The organism is Streptomyces hamibioticus, from assembly GCF_047946815.1.
In the GTDB taxonomy this organism is placed as follows: domain Bacteria; phylum Actinomycetota; class Actinomycetes; order Streptomycetales; family Streptomycetaceae; genus Streptomyces.
In genome coordinates, this window is the sequence record NZ_JBKKQY010000001.1 from 1 (window position 1) to 17,350 (window position 17,350).

General features: G+C 67.9%; 8 protein-coding genes and 8 pseudogenes. 11 read left to right on the top strand and 5 right to left on the bottom strand.

Annotated elements, in window-relative coordinates:
• Nucleotides 1-802: 802 nt before the first annotated feature.
• From ACLGIH_RS00005 to ACLGIH_RS00030, 6 genes and pseudogenes are all read left to right on the top strand, one after another.
• A pseudogene (locus tag ACLGIH_RS00005) lies at nucleotides 803-2,125 on the top strand (DEAD/DEAH box helicase family protein); the annotation flags it as partial.
• Nucleotides 2,126-2,225: 100 nt separating this feature from the next.
• A pseudogene (locus ACLGIH_RS00010) lies at nucleotides 2,226-3,073 on the top strand (IS5 family transposase).
• Nucleotides 3,074-3,329: 256 nt separating this feature from the next.
• Nucleotides 3,330-3,473, top strand: a complete 144-nt coding sequence (locus ACLGIH_RS00015) for a hypothetical protein (RefSeq protein WP_416523140.1) — start codon at nucleotides 3,330-3,332, stop codon at nucleotides 3,471-3,473.
• Nucleotides 3,474-3,642: 169 nt separating this feature from the next.
• Nucleotides 3,643-4,101 (top strand): MBL fold metallo-hydrolase, encoded by a 459-nt coding sequence (locus ACLGIH_RS00020; protein WP_416523141.1) that lies wholly within the window; start codon nucleotides 3,643-3,645, stop codon nucleotides 4,099-4,101.
• Between the two features lie 297 nt (nucleotides 4,102-4,398).
• A pseudogene (locus ACLGIH_RS00025) lies at nucleotides 4,399-4,548 on the top strand (IS5/IS1182 family transposase); the annotation flags it as partial.
• A 543-nt stretch (nucleotides 4,549-5,091) separates the two neighbouring features.
• Nucleotides 5,092-6,438, top strand: a complete 1,347-nt coding sequence (locus tag ACLGIH_RS00030; RefSeq protein WP_416523142.1) for a VldE C-terminal domain-containing protein — start codon at nucleotides 5,092-5,094, stop codon at nucleotides 6,436-6,438.
• Between the two features lie 635 nt (nucleotides 6,439-7,073).
• Here the strand turns inward: ACLGIH_RS00030 and ACLGIH_RS00035 are convergent.
• From ACLGIH_RS00035 to ACLGIH_RS00045, 3 genes and pseudogenes are all read right to left on the bottom strand, one after another.
• Nucleotides 7,074-8,562, bottom strand: a pseudogene (locus ACLGIH_RS00035) (serine/threonine-protein kinase).
• Nucleotides 8,559-9,288 (bottom strand): annotated as a pseudogene (locus tag ACLGIH_RS00040) (FHA domain-containing protein). The pseudogenes ACLGIH_RS00035 and ACLGIH_RS00040 overlap by 4 nt, the downstream one beginning before the upstream one ends.
• 455 nt (nucleotides 9,289-9,743) lie before the next feature.
• Nucleotides 9,744-10,130 carry a peptidase inhibitor family I36 protein gene (locus ACLGIH_RS00045; protein ID WP_416523143.1) on the bottom strand — a complete coding sequence of 129 codons (387 nt, stop codon included), beginning with the start codon at nucleotides 10,128-10,130 and terminating at the stop codon, nucleotides 9,744-9,746.
• A gap of 342 nt (nucleotides 10,131-10,472) precedes the next feature.
• Between ACLGIH_RS00045 and ACLGIH_RS00050 the strand changes: the two are divergent.
• The 3 genes and pseudogenes from ACLGIH_RS00050 (at nucleotide 10,473) to ACLGIH_RS00060 (ending at nucleotide 12,820) form a co-directional block, all read left to right on the top strand.
• Nucleotides 10,473-11,422 (top strand): annotated as a pseudogene (locus ACLGIH_RS00050) (IS481 family transposase).
• Nucleotides 11,423-11,570: 148 nt separating this feature from the next.
• Entirely contained in the window at nucleotides 11,571-12,419 is an 849-nt protein-coding gene (locus tag ACLGIH_RS00055; protein ID WP_416523144.1) for an IS5 family transposase, read from the top strand.
• Nucleotides 12,416-12,820, top strand: coding sequence for a hypothetical protein (locus ACLGIH_RS00060; protein WP_416523145.1), 405 nt, complete (start codon nucleotides 12,416-12,418; stop codon nucleotides 12,818-12,820). Before ACLGIH_RS00055 ends, ACLGIH_RS00060 begins: the two co-directional genes overlap by 4 nt.
• An 882-nt stretch (nucleotides 12,821-13,702) precedes the next feature.
• On the opposite strand, the pseudogene ACLGIH_RS00065 reads toward ACLGIH_RS00060, so the two are convergent.
• Nucleotides 13,703-14,852: pseudogene (locus ACLGIH_RS00065) on the bottom strand (IS110 family RNA-guided transposase); the annotation flags it as partial.
• Between the two features lie 262 nt (nucleotides 14,853-15,114).
• Between ACLGIH_RS00065 and ACLGIH_RS00070 the strand changes: the two are divergent.
• Nucleotides 15,115-15,696, top strand: a complete 582-nt coding sequence (locus tag ACLGIH_RS00070; RefSeq protein WP_416523146.1) for an AfsR/SARP family transcriptional regulator — start codon at nucleotides 15,115-15,117, stop codon at nucleotides 15,694-15,696.
• A gap of 172 nt (nucleotides 15,697-15,868) precedes the next feature.
• Here the strand turns inward: ACLGIH_RS00070 and ACLGIH_RS00075 are convergent.
• Nucleotides 15,869-16,228, bottom strand: a pseudogene (locus tag ACLGIH_RS00075) (transposase); the annotation flags it as partial.
• Nucleotides 16,229-16,655: 427 nt separating this feature from the next.
• On the opposite strand from ACLGIH_RS00075, the gene ACLGIH_RS00080 reads away from it, so the two are divergent.
• On the top strand, nucleotides 16,656-17,144 hold the full coding sequence (locus ACLGIH_RS00080) for a peptidoglycan-binding domain-containing protein (protein ID WP_416523147.1): 489 nt from the start codon (nucleotides 16,656-16,658) through the stop codon (nucleotides 17,142-17,144).
• Nucleotides 17,145-17,350: the final 206 nt, after the last annotated feature.

Below are 17,350 nucleotides of genomic sequence, written 5' to 3' on the forward strand. Positions count from 1 at the left end.
GCGCGGTGTTGCGCCCCGCTCCGCGTGAGCGGAGCTGGCCGCTGCGCGGCCAGCCCACCCGCCTTGCTGCGCAAGGCGGGTGACGCTCCGTCCGCTGCGCTCCCGGAGCTGCGGGGCCTTCGGCCCCGCTCGGTGGCCTGCGCTGCGCTCCAGCCACCGTGGCGCTGCGCGCCACAACGGCCTACGCGCTACGCGGTCCGACCGAACGGCCTGCGGCCCGAGCAGCTACAAGGGAGGATGCTCCCTTCTGCTTGGAGCGCGTCCTGACGGCGCCTCAGCCGGATGAAGCTCTGGGCCGCGAGAGCCGGCCAGATAAGCGCGCCGGCCCCTGGGAACCACAGGCTGAACCCCGCGGGCCCATACTCCCCCCGCCACAACGCCAAACCGAACCAGACCAGCATGAGGACAGCCACTGCCACCTGCACCCACCGCATCGTCCGTAAGGTCTCGGCCTGACCCTCGGGTAACGGAAACGAACGATCTGCCATGCCTTTCGGCTACCCCGGACAGCGGACATGGGGCAGGGAACTGACGGACATGTAGGCAGGTGACGGGGCCCTCAGGCATAGGGAATTTCGGGTAAGTGCTTCAGTTTGAAGCATGAGATAGACTCTGGAATCAGATAGCAGCACCACTGAGGGAGCGGTACCGGTTTTCGATCACCCTCCCCCGCTACTGGTCTGAGGCTGTGCCCGGGTTCCGGTGGGGTTCACCGTAGCCGATCACACGACCTCAACGTGCAGGTTTCCTGATTCCTCCCGCGCGAAGCCACAGGCGCGGCCCGCAGGTAAGGCATATCGGAATGGCAGTGAAGGAACTCCGCCCCCATCAGCGAGAAGCCATGGACGCGGTGCTGCGCGCCCTCGAATTGCCTGCAAGATCCACTGTTCCCCCGCGAGGGCTCCGGACTCAGGTGATCATGGCGACCGGAACGGGCAAGACCCTCGTGGCCACCCGGAGCGCCGAGGACCTGCGTGCGGGCCGCGTGCTGGTCCTCGTCCCCTCGCTGGATCTCCTGGCGCAGACCGAGGCCGCGTGGCGCGAGGGAGGCCGCACGGGTCCAATGATCGGCGTTTCCTCCCTGCGGGGCGAGGAGGTGCCCTTCCCCAACACCACGGACGTGAAGGAGCTGGTCGACTGGGTGCGGCCGTTCGACAAGGTCACGGTCTTCGCCACATACGCCTCCCTCGGACTGGGCACGCTGGAGCGTGCACACGCCGCCGGCCTTCCGGGGCGGGACCTGATCGTGGTCGACGAGGCGCACCGGACCTCGGGGCGGATCGGCAAGCCGTGGGCGGTCGTCCACGACAACCGGCGGATCCCGTCCCTACGGCGCCTCTACATGACCGCCACGCCGCGGCTGTGGCAGCTGGACGAGGACGCGGGACAGGGCGCGTCGGGCGAGCTGGTCGCGTCGATGGAGAACGATCCGGATGGGCCGTTCGGCGCGCGCTGCTACACGCTGACGTTGTCGGAGGCGATCGACCGGGGGATCTGTGCCCCCTACCAGGTGGTGTGCGTGGACATCACCGACACTCAGCTCCAGGCCGCGCAGCTCCTGGGCGCTGCGGGTCGTTCGGACGAGGTCCGCGGGGCCCGGCTCGCAGCCCTCCAGACGGCGCTGCTGAAGGCGTCGTCGGAGGAGGGCTTCCGGCGCACGCTCGTCTTCCACCACCAGGTCCGCGAGGCCGAGGCGTTCGCGGCCGGCCTCCCGAACGCCGCCGCGCGGCTGCACGCTACGGACCCCGAGCTGTATCCGAAGACGATCTGGGCCAACTGGCTGTGCGGCGAGCACAAGCCGGGCCACCGACGCCGAGTACTCGGGGAGTTCGCCGCCGGGATCGCTACGGACGGCACGGTGGTGGAGAAGGGCTTCCTGGGGTCGGTGAGGGTCCTCGGGGAGGGAGTCGACACCAAAAACTGCGACTCCGTCTACTGGGCCGACGTGCGCGGCTCCATGCCCGACCTCGTCCAGGCCGTCGGCCGCGCGCTGCGCATGCAGCCCGGCGAGGGCAAGGTCGCCTCGCTCGTCGTGCCAGTCCTGCTCGGCCCCGGCGAGACGCCGGACAGCATGCTCACCTCCCGGGCGTACGGCGGGCTCGCGAAGCTCCTGGAAGCCCTCAGAGGGCGGTTCGTGAGTTTTTGAGTGGCTCTGTCGTCGCCTGATGGTGTGGGCACGGGCGGAATCTGCCGGTCCGCAGCCGGTGGTCTGCTGGTGTGGCGGGGTGAGTGAACGCAAGCCGTACCCGAGCGACTTATCGGACGAGCAATGGGCTCTGATCGAGCCGGTGATCACCGCGTGGAAGGACCGGCACCGCTCGGTCAGCGGCCACCAGGGCGTCTACGAGATGCGGGAGATCGTCAACGCGATCCTCTACCAGGGCCGGACCGGCTGCCAGTGGGCCTACCTGCCTCACGATCTACCGCCGAAGAGCGCGACGTACTACTACTTCGCTGCTTGGCGGGACGACGGAACAGACCAGGTCATCCACGAACTCCTGCGCTGCCAGGTCCGTGAGAAGGCCCGGCGATTAGAGGACCCGACCCTGATGGTGCTGGACACCCAGAGTGTCCACGCGGCCGCCGGGGTCCCCGCCTCCACGACCGGCCGGGATCCGGCGAAGCGGGTGCCGGGCCGCAAACGGGGACTGGCCGTGGACGTGCTCGGGCTGGTCATCGCCGTCATCGTGCTGGCCGCGAACAGCCACGACAACGCCGCGGGCATCGCCCTGCTGGACCAGGTCGTCGAGCACGCCGCGGCACCGTCCGCAAAGCCCTGGTCGACCAGGGCTTCAAGAACCAGGTCGTCGCACACGGCGCCGGCCTGGGCATCGACGTCGAGACCGTCGAACGCAACCCGCATCAGGCGGGGTTCGTTCCGCAGCCGAAGCGGTGGAGGGTCGAGCAGACCTACGGGATCTTGATACTGCACCGGCGTCTGGTCCGCGACTACGAGCACCGCCCGTCCTCCTCCGCCTCCCGCGTCTACTGGGCGATGACCCATGTCATGGCCCGACGCCTCACCGGCGCGAACACTCCCACCTGGCGCGATGCGCAGGCGGTGGCAGCGTGAACATCGAGCCCCTACTCGACGCACTCGGCCTCCAGGAGGAGGCCGCCCGGTCCCTGGCCGACGATCTCCGCACCCAGATCACGCAACTGCAGGGCGACTGCGCGAGGCCGAGACTCACCTCGAGCACCTGGCGATCACCCGGAAGACCGTCACCGTCCTCGCCGACCGGCTCCCCACCCAGGCCGCCTCACCCGAACTGCCCGACCACCCGGACTACCCCCGCATCCTCGCCGTGTTCAACGACGACAGTGGCCCGATGCGGGCCCGTGATGTCTGCGAAGCCCTCGACCACGTACTGCTGCCGAAGAACATCGAAGGCACCCGCGCCAAGCTGAAACGCCTGGTCAAGCTCGGCATACTCACCGAGATCGACACCGGCAGCTTCGTCAGGAAGCAGTAACCGACAAGGTCCGCGACCAGCAGCCCTGCCCCAACCTCACCTCGGAACGGACATCAACTCACGAACCGCCCTCTGACAAGCGCGACTACATCTTCAACGGCACCCTGACCATCACCGCGATCGTCATCTGGCTCCGCGACACAGTCCAAGAGCCATCAGAAACGACCTAGTGGCGGGAGCCGAGTGGGACCCGTTTTGGAACCGCGAAGTAGAAGTGGGCGCACCCTCCTGGAACGGCTTCATGGTCCCGATGTCGAGAGTGCTGCGCCGCATCGAGGACGGCGACGAGGTATGGCCGGGCGTCACCGCGTTGATCACACCGGGGCACAGTCCAGGCCACACCACGTACATCATCTCCGCCAGCGGCGGACGGCGAGTCCTGGTGTTCGGCGACGCCTTCCACACCCCGGTCCAGCTCGCCCACCCTGAATGGCCGTCCGGACCCGACGTGGACGTCGGCGGCGTGCTGAAAGCCCGCACGATCCTGCTGAATGAGTTGCGCACACCACGCACGTACGGGTTCGCCTTCCATTTCGGTGACCGGGCGTTCGGCCGGGTTACCGCGCAATCCCGCTGGCGCCCGGCACCCGCACGTGCCTTGCTGCCCTCCCCAGTCCGTCTGCCCTGAGCCTGTCGTTCAACCCAACCGGCGCAACGAGGTTCGATCCGCGGTGCGTGGGGCGGCCGTAGGGCTGCCGGTGACAACGAATCGCGCGGGCAGACCTCGTCGCCCTGCTCCCCACACCGGCGAGGATGGTCCCCCGCGCCTGGCTGGCCTCGCCGCCGAGCAGCTGCACGCGGGCGCCGGCGTTCTCGTGACCCGCGCCCGGCTGCTCAGCCAACCCGACACGCGCCTTGGGCTCTGCCCGGCTCGGGGACAGTTGGGCTGACAGACAGGTGAAGCCCCTGGCTGATGGCCTGTCGACTGCTCGTCTACCCATCGGGCGTCGACGTGTCCAGTGCTGCCCTGCGCTTCCTGTCCGCCAAGCTCCGTCAGCGCCACCGAGAGCTCGGTACCCGCTGGCGGCGCCTGAGTGCCGACCGTCAGACCCTGCTCACTCTTGCCCGTCTCCGCAACGCCGAGCAGGCCATGGCCACGTCAAACCCGGGCGGCTCCCTTCGCAAGCTCCGGTGCTCGACCACCCGGATCACCTGCCTCCTCCATGCCGCCCTCATCCTGCATTCGGCCAGCTCGGACCGAGAGGGAGAAGCCTCACTGTCCTTTGTCCATCTGGCAGCACGCGCCCGCGGACGGTCAGTACCCCGATCTCCACCCGGCCGTAAGCACCCTGAAAAGTCATAGGTACTCCACGCGGCGAAGGCACCCCAGACTGTGCCGTCGGATGCCGCAAGGCCGGTGCACGGCGAGTCGCACAGCCGGCAGCCGGATCCGTGGCGACGAGCGCGTCAGTGCAGAGCCAAGGCAATGAACTCACCGGGGGGCACCGTGCACATCACCCACCAGGGTGGAAACGAACCGACCGGCACCCCTCCCGGAAGACTCGACCGAAGGAGTGCTGTGTTCAGAACGAGAGCAAGATCCCAGGCGGACGCGATACCGTCCGCCGGTTCGCGCCCATGGACCCGGTGGCGGCCGGCCACCGCACTGACAGCCTGGATGGCGGGGCTCGCCGTCGCCGCGGCGACGATCCTCGTGGCGACGCCGGCGTCGGCCGCGCCGTCCACCCCGGACTTCGGGCCTTCCATCGACGCGTATGCCGCCAACGACCCCCAGGACACCTGTGACCCGACCGTCAAGCCGGGCACTCAGGGTCTCCTGGACCTGCTCAACGAGGCGTACGGCTTTCACACTTCCTACTTCACCCGCGCCTGCAATGACGGTGGCACGAGTGAGCACAAGGAAGGCCGTGCGCTGGACTACATGCTCAACTACTACGACTCCGGTGACCGCGCCGTCGCCGAGGACATCCTCACCTGGCTGCTGAAGACGGACAAGCACGGCAACAAGCACGCCAACGCCCGGCGGCTCGGGATCATGTACCTGATCTGGAACAACCAGATCTGGTCGTCGAGCCGCGCCGCAGACGGGTGGCGGGAGTACAGCGGCAGCAATCCGCACAGGGACCACATCCACTTCAGTCTCAGCTGGGCTGGTGCCCGCAAGCAGACGAGCTGGTGGCAGTGGGAGGAGCCCGGAAGGACCACCCACAGCGTGACGGGTGACTCGTTCTCCGACCTGGTGGCGTCGAAGTCCGACGGCACGATGTGGCTGTACTCCAACAACTTCCTGCGTGACGACGGCAAGCCGTACAGCAGCAGCCGCCAAATCGGCCACGGCTGGAACAACTACGACCGCATCATCCCGGCGGATGCGACCGGCGACGGATTCACCGACCTGGTGGCACTCAAGCCCGACGGCACCATGTGGCTCTACTCCAACAACTTCATCCGTGACGACGGCAAGCCGTACAGCAGCAGCCGCCAAATCGGCCACGGCTGGAACAACTTCAACCGCATCATCGCGGCCGATGCGACCGGCGACGGATTCACCGACCTGGTGGCACTCAAGCCCGACGGCACCATGTGGCTCTACTCCAACAACTTCATCCGTGACGACGGCAAGCCGTACAGCAGCAGCCGCCAAATCGGCCACGGCTGGAACAACTACGACCGCATCATCGCGGCCGATGCGACCGGCGACGGATTCACCGACCTGGTGGCACTCAAGCCCGACGGCACCATGTGGCTCTACTCCAACAACTTCATCCGTGACGACGGCAAGCCGTACAGCAGCAGCCGCCAAATCGGCCACGGCTGGAACAACTTCAACCGCATCATCGCGGCCGATGCGACCGGCGACGGATTCACCGACCTGGTGGCACTCAAGCCCGACGGCACCATGTGGCTCTACTCCAACAACTTCATCCGTGACGACGGCAAGCCGTACAGCAGCAGCCGCCAAATCGGCCACGGCTGGAACAACTTCAACCGCATCACCGCCTGAGTGAGCGCTAAGTCCGATCTTCCTCGGTGCGTGATCGCTCGATCGTGGTACTGATCGTTGCGTAGCCCCTTTGCTGGGCATGTCCCTGCCGAGAGGCCATCCGTATACCGCTCGGTGGGCTTGTTCAGTCGAACTGGGTTCTGGATCGGGTGATCGCTGGGGCGATGGCGCATGAAGGAGAGGCTCCTCGGTAGCTGGCAGTTGCCATGCTCAAAAGCACCGAGGAGCCTCTCTTGCCGCATTCCTGCGCGTCCGTGCCCGCCGCTCCGACTCGCGGGTGTGGGTCTGTAAGCGCGCGCCGGTCCCCGGTGCCGTCGTCGCCCGTGGTGAAGCAGACGACCCCCTCCGGGTCAGCTCTACGCGAGGGCTCCGGCCTGCACCGGTGCGGTGGCGGCCCCGAGGCCCACGCCCGCCAGGAGCGGCGCCCCGGAGACGAGTCCGGCCTTGCTCCCCCATACACCTGCGCGTTTCATGGATCTTCCTCCTGGTCGATGGCGCCGGAGGGTTCCTCCGATGTGTCGTGCCGGTCCACCGTGGCGGCGCAGGCATCGCCGCGGATCCCCGGCTGCGGGTGGTACCTCGAACGTTCCAGGATCGCCCGCGGGGCTCGGCACCCCTCCCCGTCGCCGGTCGGCTCAGTCGAACAGCGACAGGATCCGCCCCACCATCGACGTCTCCCCGGTGGCGCAACTGTCGACCAGCCGGTGTGAGCGCGGCGCGTACGTGCCCGACAGGTTGCCCATGCCGTGCAGCTTGGTGCAACCGGTGCGCTGGGCCTCCCGGGAGCGGTCGAGTCCAGCCGGCTGGAAGTCCGTGCCGCGGTAGTAGGCCACGTCGTGGTTCTTCCGTTCGTCCGTGAGGTTGTTGAAGATGGAGCGGACCGGTCGGCCGTCCGCCCACGCACACGTCCGCTCCCCGCCTGCCAGTCCGCGTCGTCGCCCCGCCAGTCGCACATCTCGCCGTTGCCGTTGTGCTCACTGAAGAAACAGACGCTGTCGGGCGGGCAGCGGTGGTAGCCGAACGGCTTCGCGCCGCCCGTGTGGGTCGGGGCCCTCGACGCCGCCGGCAGCGCCTCGTACACCGGCGTCCCGTCATCGTGGTGGACGTACGCGTACGCCCCGCCGATCAGCAGCGCCGGGAGCGCCAGCATCGCCGTCAGCAGCACCGCCGCCACCGGGTGCCGGCGCCGGAAGGGGGCGCGCAGGCGCGGCGAGCGGGCCGAGTGGGGAACGTGTGCCGCCCGCTCCACCTGCCGCAGCAGGGTCTCGGCCGTGACGCGCCGCGCGTGGGTGGGGGCCAGACAGGCCAGAACGATTATCCTCCAGGGTTCGGGGAGTTCGGGAGACAGGCGCAGCTCCTCGGCGCCGCGCGCGTAGCGCGTCGCCGCGTCGGCGCGGGCCTCCGCGCTGCCGCCGGGCAGTGGGAAGGTACCGGTCAGGACGAGGTGCGCGAAGACGCCGAAGGCCCAGATGTCGGCGGATGGGCGGATCCGGATGCCCCGCTCGTCCATCTCCGGCCACAGCAGCTCCGGCGGGGTGTAGTCGGGCGTGGCGAAAACCGGGGCATAGGCGTGGGTGCCGTCCAGTTCCGCCGCCATGTTGAAGTCGGCCAGCCGTACCGAACCGTCCTCCATCAGCAGCACGTTGGCCGGCTTCAGATCGCCGTGGACCCAGCCCGCGCGGTGCAGCTGATACAGGCCTTCGCAGACCTGCGCCAGCATCGCGGGCCCCGACGCCGGTCTCGGGTCGTGGGCGAGTACGGCGTCCAGGGAGCCCTCCGCCCGCTCCAGGACGATGACGGTGGCCCCATCCAGCTCCGGGTGGTCCGGGTCGTCGACGGTCAGCGTCTCGAACATGCGGATGAGGCGGGGGGTCCGCAGACGGGCCAGCACCTCCACCTCGCGTTCGGCCAGTTCGCGCAGGTGGCGCAGTTGGCGCGGGGTGCGGGTGCCGGTCGGCAGGAACTTCAGGGCGGCCCGGCGGGGCAGGGCCGGATCCGCCCCGGCGGCAGCCTGCCCGCGTAGACGGTCGCGAAGGCACCCGACGCCAGCGGTTCCCGCACCTCCCAGTCCCCCACGCGGTAGCCCCGCGGTACGGGGACCGCGTGCGGCTGCTGCCAGGTCATCCGGCCGCCTCGCCCGGTGCCGCGGCCAGCAGGGCCAGGTCGTCCTCGCGGACGAGGTCGAAGCGCAGGGCGAGCGAGACCAGGGAGTCCTTCTTCCCGTTGGCTCGCCGTGCGGGTCCGGCCGTGTCCGGGTCGGTCCGGAGGCGCAGCTTGACGGCCAGGTAGTCGATGTTCCAGTAGACCGCGCTCCTGGTGACCGTCGGCCACACCGCCCGCAGACGCTCCACCAGTTGCTCGACCGCCGGGAGGATGCGGCTCGCCACGCAGGCGGGGCTCGCACAGGGCGGTCAGCACCGCGAAGTATCGCTTGGTGCGGTCAAGCAGGAACGCCGGGGCCGTCACGTCCCCGGAGAGCCCGGTCCGCGCGACGCTGCGGAAGGCGTGGCCCGGCGCCCAGACGTCGAAGGCGAGCAGGTCGCCCGCCGCGGGCAGGACCACGCGCGAGAACTCGAACGGCACGGGGGCGTCCACGGCCCGGGGCGACCTTGATGTGCTCCCGCGCCCTCCGGGTTCTCGACCACGTAGGTCTGGTCCTCGCTGAGGTTGCTCAGCAGCCAGAAGGTCAGGTGCGCGGTGATCTCCCGGCGGCCCGGGGCACCCTTCGTGCGCGATGGTGAGACGGTCGTCGGCAGGCGCCCTGCCGAAGGCGAGCCGCTCGCCTGTGGCGATCCTGATCTGGCCGTCCGGCCCGGCGCAAGCCGGTGGTACGACGATGATGCTGTACACGGATCCGTCCCCTTCCCCGATTCTTGAGAGCGGCCCTCCCCGCCGACGAGGGCAGGGTAGGGGACGCTCGGACGGATATCGAAGCTTCGCCCCCGACCCGCGCGTCCGCGGAAGGGGCGGGGCACGGCGGAGAGGCCCGGCGCGTCATCGGGTGAGCGGTTCGAAGGCCAGCGGTACCGCTGGCCTTCGAACCGTAGTCACGACCGCGTACCGGTACATCACCGAGGCCGTCGAGCACTTGCGAGGCGATCACCGCGGCTTCACCTGGCAGGACTCCCGGCTCACTGACAGCGACAACCCTGCGAAAAGGTCAGTGACGCTCGAATCTCTGACTCAGGTCGCTAGGCGCTGGCCGACCTCGGCGTCAACTGGGCGACGACCTGACCTGGCGGGCGGTATCGTTCTGCTGTCGCCCGCTGGCAGTCAGTGGATCGGAGTCACGCTCAACCGTGTGGTCAGCGGCAGTTGACCCAGTCGTTGGAGCCGATCGGGGTGGACGGCATGCTAGACACAGACTCTCCGCGTTCCAGGGTCCCTCCGTTGCCCCGGTAGTTGGTGTTGATGTACACCGTCACGTCGCAGCTGTTGCCGTTGTTGAACATGGACACGACGCCGTTCTTGAAGGCGCCTCCGTACTGGAAGAGGTCCGCGTTGTCGTACTGCACCTTCTGCATCGTGCCCTGGTAGTTGGCCCGCGGCCACACGCAGAACCATCCGCGCGGACAGTCGGACTTCGCTTGCACCCCGACCTCACCGGAGCCGGTAGCCGCCGCTGTCGCCTGCGTCGCTCCCACGATGGAGAGCGCGGCAATCGCGACACCGAGCCTCTTGTGAACCCTCATCAAGTTCCCCCTGAACAAAGTTTCCATTGTCGACGTCAAGACTGACCGGTCCCCCGCGAGGGGGCAAGGCAGCTCGCACCATGTCGTCGTACTTGCCGATACCCATTCTCTTCGGTCGGGCAGCCAGGGCGCCATGCAGGCGTGTCATCGGGCGTGCGCGCCATACTCAGCAGCTCCCGCGCCACTTCGGCCTTGTCTCAGCGGACGCCGGTCTGGGCCCTAGCTGTTCTGTCCGGGGAGGTTGTGGACGGGTGAGCCAGGTCTCGGCTGAGGGATCTTGAACAGGTGAGGGCCTTCCGGTTCGGTGTGGATTGCGACGTCTACACCAACAGAAAGGCCCTCGTGCCCCACCGTAATGCACCCCTGACCGAGACTGGACGGCTGCGTCTGGCCCGCTGCGTGGTCGAGGACGGCTGGACTCTTCGCCGGGCCGCTGAACGCTTCCAGGTCTCGCCCACCACCGCTCAGCGGTGGGCCGACCGCTACCGGGCGTCCGGCGAGGCCGGGATGAGTGATGTGTCCTCCCGCCCGCACACGAGCCCGCGCCGCACCCCGACCCGCACCGAGCGGCGCATCATCAAGGTCCGCGTGCTGCGCCGGTGGGGCCCGGCTCGCATCGCGCACCTGCACCTGGTGCCCTCGACCGTGCATCGGGTCCTGACCCGCTACGGCCTGGCCCGCCTCGCCCATCTGGACCGGGCAACGGGCCGTGTCATACGCCGCTACGAACGCGACAAGCCCGGCGAGCTGGTCCACGTCGACATCAAGAAGCTGGGCAACATCCCCGGCGGCGGCGCCACAAGGTCCTCGGCCGCCAGGCCGGTCGTGCCAAACGGTCCAGCGTCGGCTACAGCTACCTGCACACCGCCGTCGACAACCACTCCCGCCTGGCCTACAGCGAGATACACACCGACGAGAAGAAGGAGACCGCCACCGGCTTCTGGCAGCGGGCCCAGACCTTCTTCGCACAGGCGGGAATCAGCATCGAGCGGGTCCTGACCGACAACGGCTCCTGCTACCGCTCCCGTGCCTGGCGCGACGCGCTGGCAGCGGCCGGGATCACCCACAAGCGAACCCGGCCTTACCGGCCCCAGACCAACGGCAAGGTCGAACGCTTCAACCGCACCCTGCTCGACGAGTGGGCCTACGCCCGCCCCTACCAGTCAGAGCAGGAAAGACGTGACGCCTTCCCCAGCTGGCTGCACACCTACAATCACCACCGCGGACACACCGCGCTCAAGGGCCAGCCACCCGCCAGCCGCGTCCCCAACCTCACAGGGCAATACACCTAGCCATGGCTGGTGTCAGTCGTTCTCGTCCCAGCAGACGTACACCTGAGAGGGCGGTTCGTGAGTTTTTGAGTGGCTCTGTCGTCGCCTGATGGTGTGGGCACGGGCGGAATCTGCCGGTCCGCAGCCGGTGGTCTGCTGGTGTGGCGGGGTGAGTGAACGCAAGCCGTACCCGAGCGACTTATCGGACGAGCAATGGGCTCTGATCGAGCCGGTGATCACCGCGTGGAAGGACCGGCACCGCTCGGTCAGCGGCCACCAGGGCGTCTACGAGATGCGGGAGATCGTCAACGCGATCCTCTACCAGGGCCGGACCGGCTGCCAGTGGGCCTACCTGCCTCACGATCTACCGCCGAAGAGCGCGACGTACTACTACTTCGCTGCTTGGCGGGACGACGGAACAGACCAGGTCATCCACGAACTCCTGCGCTGCCAGGTCCGTGAGAAGGCCCGGCGATTAGAGGACCCGACCCTGATGGTGCTGGACACCCAGAGTGTCCACGCGGCCGCCGGGGTCCCCGCCTCCACGACCGGCCGGGATCCGGCGAAGCGGGTGCCGGGCCGCAAACGGGGACTGGCCGTGGACGTGCTCGGGCTGGTCATCGCCGTCATCGTGCTGGCCGCGAACAGCCACGACAACGCCGCGGGCATCGCCCTGCTGGACCAGGTCGTCGAGCACGCCGGCGGCACCGTCCGCAAAGCCCTGGTCGACCAGGGCTTCAAGAACCAGGTCGTCGCACACGGCGCCGGCCTGGGCATCGACGTCGAGACCGTCGAACGCAACCCGCATCAGGCGGGGTTCGTTCCGCAGCCGAAGCGGTGGAGGGTCGAGCAGACCTACGGGATCTTGATACTGCACCGGCGTCTGGTCCGCGACTACGAGCACCGCCCGTCCTCCTCCGCCTCCCGCGTCTACTGGGCGATGACCCATGTCATGGCCCGACGCCTCACCGGCGCGAACACTCCCACCTGGCGCGATGCGCAGGCGGTGGCAGCGTGAACATCGAGCCCCTACTCGACGCACTCGGCCTCCAGGAGGAGGCCGCCCGGTCCCTGGCCGACGATCTCCGCACCCAGATCACGCAACTGCAGGGGCGACTGCGCGAGGCCGAGACTCACCTCGAGCACCTGGCGATCACCCGGAAGACCGTCACCGTCCTCGCCGACCGGCTCCCCACCCAGGCCGCCTCACCCGAACTGCCCGACCACCCGGACTACCCCCGCATCCTCGCCGTGTTCAACGACGACAGTGGCCCGATGCGGGCCCGTGATGTCTGCGAAGCCCTCGACCACGTACTGCTGCCGAAGAACATCGAAGGCACCCGCGCCAAGCTGAAACGCCTGGTCAAGCTCGGCATACTCACCGAGATCGACACCGGCAGCTTCGCCAGGAAGCAGTAACCGACAAGGTCCGCGACCAGCAGCCCTGCCCCAACCTCACCTCGGAACGGACATCAACTCACGAACCGCCCTCTGACGCAGATACGGCCACGTCGCGGGGCCAACCTTGCCGTCCACCGCCAGAACCCGCCTGCCGCACAACTCATTGAACGCGTGCCTGTGAGGGTGGCGACAGTTGCACCGTCCGAGCGGGCCATCGCACGGCGCTTGGGGCGGCGCCCCGCTCTGTGGATGATACCACGCATAGCGCTCCTGGGATTGACTACACATCGGCAGCGACCTAGTGTCCGCCCGGCCGTGAATGCAGCGAGGAAGCGCGGACTCTGCCGCACTTCCCTGCTGCTTCGCGGTGGCGGGTACAACCGTGCCTCGCAGTCGTGCAGCGAACCTGCAGCAAATCTAGAATTTCCTGGTGGGGCCGTGTCTGCGGCCGGACAGGGACGGGGGTCGGGCGTGGAGTTGTGCCTGCTGGGTGGGTTTGAGGCACACACGGATGCCGGCCCGGTGAATCTTGGAACGGCACGACAGCAGACGGTGCTGGCCGGTCTGCTCGTGGACGCCAATCGGCCGGTGGCGGTTGATCGCTAGTGCACCGGGTGTTGGGGGGACGGGCCGCCGCAACGTGCCAAGCAGGCCCTGTACGGCTATGTCTCCCGGTTGCGCCGCCTGCTGCCAGGGATGATCACCCGGACGGCGGGCGGCGGATATGTGCTCACCGCCGACGAATCGAGGGTCGACGTGCACCGATTTCACCGGTTGCTCGGGCTGACTCAACAGGCCGACGACGATGCGCGGGCGGTGGCTCTGTTCGAGGAGGCACTGGCCCTGTGGCGGGGGGGGTGCCCCTATGGGTTTGGTCAAGCTGATGGGGCGGTTTGGGGTCGCGAAGAGGACGTCGGTTCGTCGTCTGGCGAGGCAGAGGAGGGCTTGGGTGTGGTGCTTGCCCTGGCTGATCTTCTTGTCGTAGTAGGTGCGGGATGCCGGGTCGGCCAGGGCAGCGAACGCGGAGAGGAAGAAGGCCCGTTTGAGCTGCTTGTTTCCTCTCCGGGACGGTTGCTCGCCACGGATCGACGAACCCGAGCTGCGGGTTGCCGGGGCGAGGCCGGCATAGGCGGCGAGGTGGGCGGCGGAGGGGAACGAACTGCCATCGCCCACGTCGATCAAGATCCTGGCTCCGGTCCTGACGCCGATGCCCGGCATCGAGGTCAGGACCTTGGAAAGAGGGTGGGCCTCCAGCAGGTCCTCGATCCGTCCGGCCAGCAGTTTCCGCTGGTCAAGGACAGCGGTCAGCGAGCTGGCCAGGCTCGGAACGATCAGCGCGGCCGCATCCGTGCCCGGGACGACCACGGTCTGCTCGTCCAGCGCGGTGAAGATCTCTTCGACCAGCCGCTCGGCCATCCGCGGCGCCTTCGGCCGCAGGAGGGTCACGAGCTTGCGGCGTCCGGCCTTGCGGATCTGGGCCGGAGACCCGAGCCGTTCCAGCAGCGTGAGCACGGCGGCGTGCTGGATGCGCGGGCCGAGGACTCGTTCCACGTGCGGGTGGATCTGCGTGAGCAGGCCGCGGAGCCGGTTGCTGATCCGGGTGGCTTCTCCGGCCAGGTCGTCATCGAAGCCGACGATCATCTCCAGTTCGGCGATGGTCTCGTCTTCCAGTTCGACCGAGCGGAGCGTGTGCGGCATGACCCGGGCCGCGTCCGCGATGACGAAGGCGTCGCGGGCATCAGTCTTGGCCTCGCCCGGATAGAGATCGGCGATCCGCCGCATCGTCAGGCCGGGCAGATAGGCGACCGGGCAGCCCATGTCCCTCGCGACTGCCAGCGGCAGAGCGCCGATGGAGGCCGGCTGGTCGACCACGACGAGCACGGTCCCGTGCTTGGCCTGCAGCTTGCCGAAGACCTCCCGGAGCTTGGGTTCGCTGTTGGGTAACCGCTTGTCGAAGGCCTTCTTCCCGGTCGTGGTGACGGCGGTGGCGGTGTTCGCCCTTGCCGACGTCCAGTCCGAGGAAGGCGCCGATGTCGCTGACGTCGATCACGTGCGTCCTTCGGTCGTTCCCGCCCAGCCGTCCCACGGCACCGATCGCCACATCCACATTACGAAGAGCCTCCCGACCTGCGAAGAAGCCGGTGGTCATGCCCCTAATCAGCGGTCTGTCGATGCCTCCGGAGCCGGTGACACCACCCCCCGGGCCATGCGTTCGACAGGGGGAGAAAGTCATGCCAACTCCGAAGGCCGGGCGCCCCATTGCGGGGCCACCAAAACGGTAATGGGGAGCCCCTCGCCGGCATCGATACCCCTTGGTTCAACACGGCCCGCGACGCGCTCTCTGCAAGGAGCGACGGGCCGCCGAGCTGGACTACACAGACCTGCGGCTGCGCCTGGGGGAACATACCGCGCTGCTTGCCATGCCCGCCCAGCACAGCGCCACCCATCCGCTGGACGAGCGGCTGGCCGCCCAGTACATGCTTGCCCTGTACCGCAGCGGGCGGCAGGCCGACGCCCTCGCCCACTACCGGCACCTTCGAGGCTTGCTCGCCGATGAACTCGGTAGCGACCCGGGGCAGGAACTGCAGCGCCTGCACCAGGCAATACTCAACGGCAGCCGTGACCTGAGCCCGCCGTGCGCCGCTCCACCGGTCGCAGCCACGGCCATCGTGGCGAAATTGCCAGGCGGTCGACTGCCAACAGAGCGGCTACGCCCCGCTCCGCGGCCTCGACCGGCCGGCGCTACTCGCCCGGGCGCTCAACACCACGGGGCTGATCCACGCATATCTCGGCGAGTTCGACCAGGCGGCGAACCGCACGACGGAAGCGATCGAGACGCTCCGCGCGAACGACCGGCCGTCCGGTACCATAGCCCCCCATTGCCGTACGTTTGACCAGGTCGATCCAGCAGCCGGAGCGGATCTCGGTCAGCTTGAAGCCCTTGTGCTCGCCGCCCTCGTCGTGCTGGTCGACCGTGATCGTCCCGTTGGTCTTGTCCGTCACCCTCAGCAGCGTGCCGTGCTCGTCGTACGTGTCACTGGTACCGGACTTGCGGTCGGTCAGGGTGTAGGTGCCGTAGACCCCGACCTGGGAGTTCTTGATGCGTCCCGCGGTGCCGGTGTACTGGCGTTGCACTCCCGCCGAGGCATGGCCCTTCTTCACGAAACCGGTCTCGTCCACGATGAGGACACCACCGTCGGTGCCGAGGTGTTCGACGGCGTAGGCGCGGATGTCGTCGCGGACGGCATCGACGTCCCAGCGGGCGTAGCGCAGCAGCCGCTGCATCGGCCCCGGCCGCGCGTGACCAGCCTGTTCGGCCAGCCGCCAGCAGTTCTTCCGCTCGACGCAAGACAGTAGTCCGAGCAGATAGGAGCGGGCGCTCGCCCTCGGCTCAACTCGGCCGAACCGGCCCGCGATCCGGGCCATGGCCTGGTCGAACATTGCCCGCCAGCGGGCGGGGTCTACGCTATGGCCAGCGGCCACCGCACGATCTTCGTTTGTCCACACACCAACCGATGATCACGCGGTGGCCGTACCCGTTCCCCGCCGGGTACGGCCACAAGATCGCAAAGTCAGACTGGAGTACTAGACGAGTAGTTCAGAATGCGGGGTTCCCGGAGGATGAGTGTCCAACTTCTGCGGTACCACGGAAGTTGTAGGAACCGGGGCGGCTACCGCGCTGGTCTGAGCGAGGGTTCAACCCCCCGTGGGACGCGGTCTTATGGTGTGGACCGTACGTTCTGGGAACACAAGGGTCCACCAGAGATGGGCTGACAGCCCTTCTTCGTTCCTCAAGGGGGAAACTATGCCTGCGCGAATCACATCGCGCCTTGCGACTGGGCTGACGGCCGCCGTGGCTGCGCTGGCGATCGGCGGTTTGACCGCCGCTCCCGCGTCCGCCAGCGGAACCTACAGCGGGCTTCCCTATATCCAGGGTGCTGGCAACTACCGGGACGACTTCCATGACGAAGGCGTCCTGTCCACCAGCACACACGCCTACTCCAACGCCACCTGCCTGTGGCAGAAGGTCTTGTGGGCGCACGGCCTTCTGGACTGGTCCGACATCGACGGCATTTACGGCACCAAAACAGCCACAGCCACCTATAATTATCAATATAGGCGCCTCCTTTCCAGCTGGGACGGGATCGCTGGCCGGGAGACGTTCACCGATGCGATGGGCCATCCCGATTGGCTGAGGGACACCAACGGTGACGGTAACCCGGACGAATACGTAGCCCGTAAGGGCTTCAAGCTCACCCGCGACGCCAACGGCAGGTACAAGTTCTACGACGCCGAAGGCAACGCGCGGCTTGCCGGCTACAACTACCTGACCTGCAGCTAGACGAGTAGTTCCGATGTGGCTGAGTGGTCCCTACCTTGTTGATCGGGATGAGCGAGCCATTCGTAGGGTTGGTTCACCCAGGGGTGTCGGGTGTGGCTTTCAGTGGTCTGCGTCCGTGGCTTCTTACGATTCGCCGCCCGACACCCCCCGACGACTCGGCTGCTGATTACTGAGGTTTTCTCAGTGAAATGATCGAAGTGAACCGG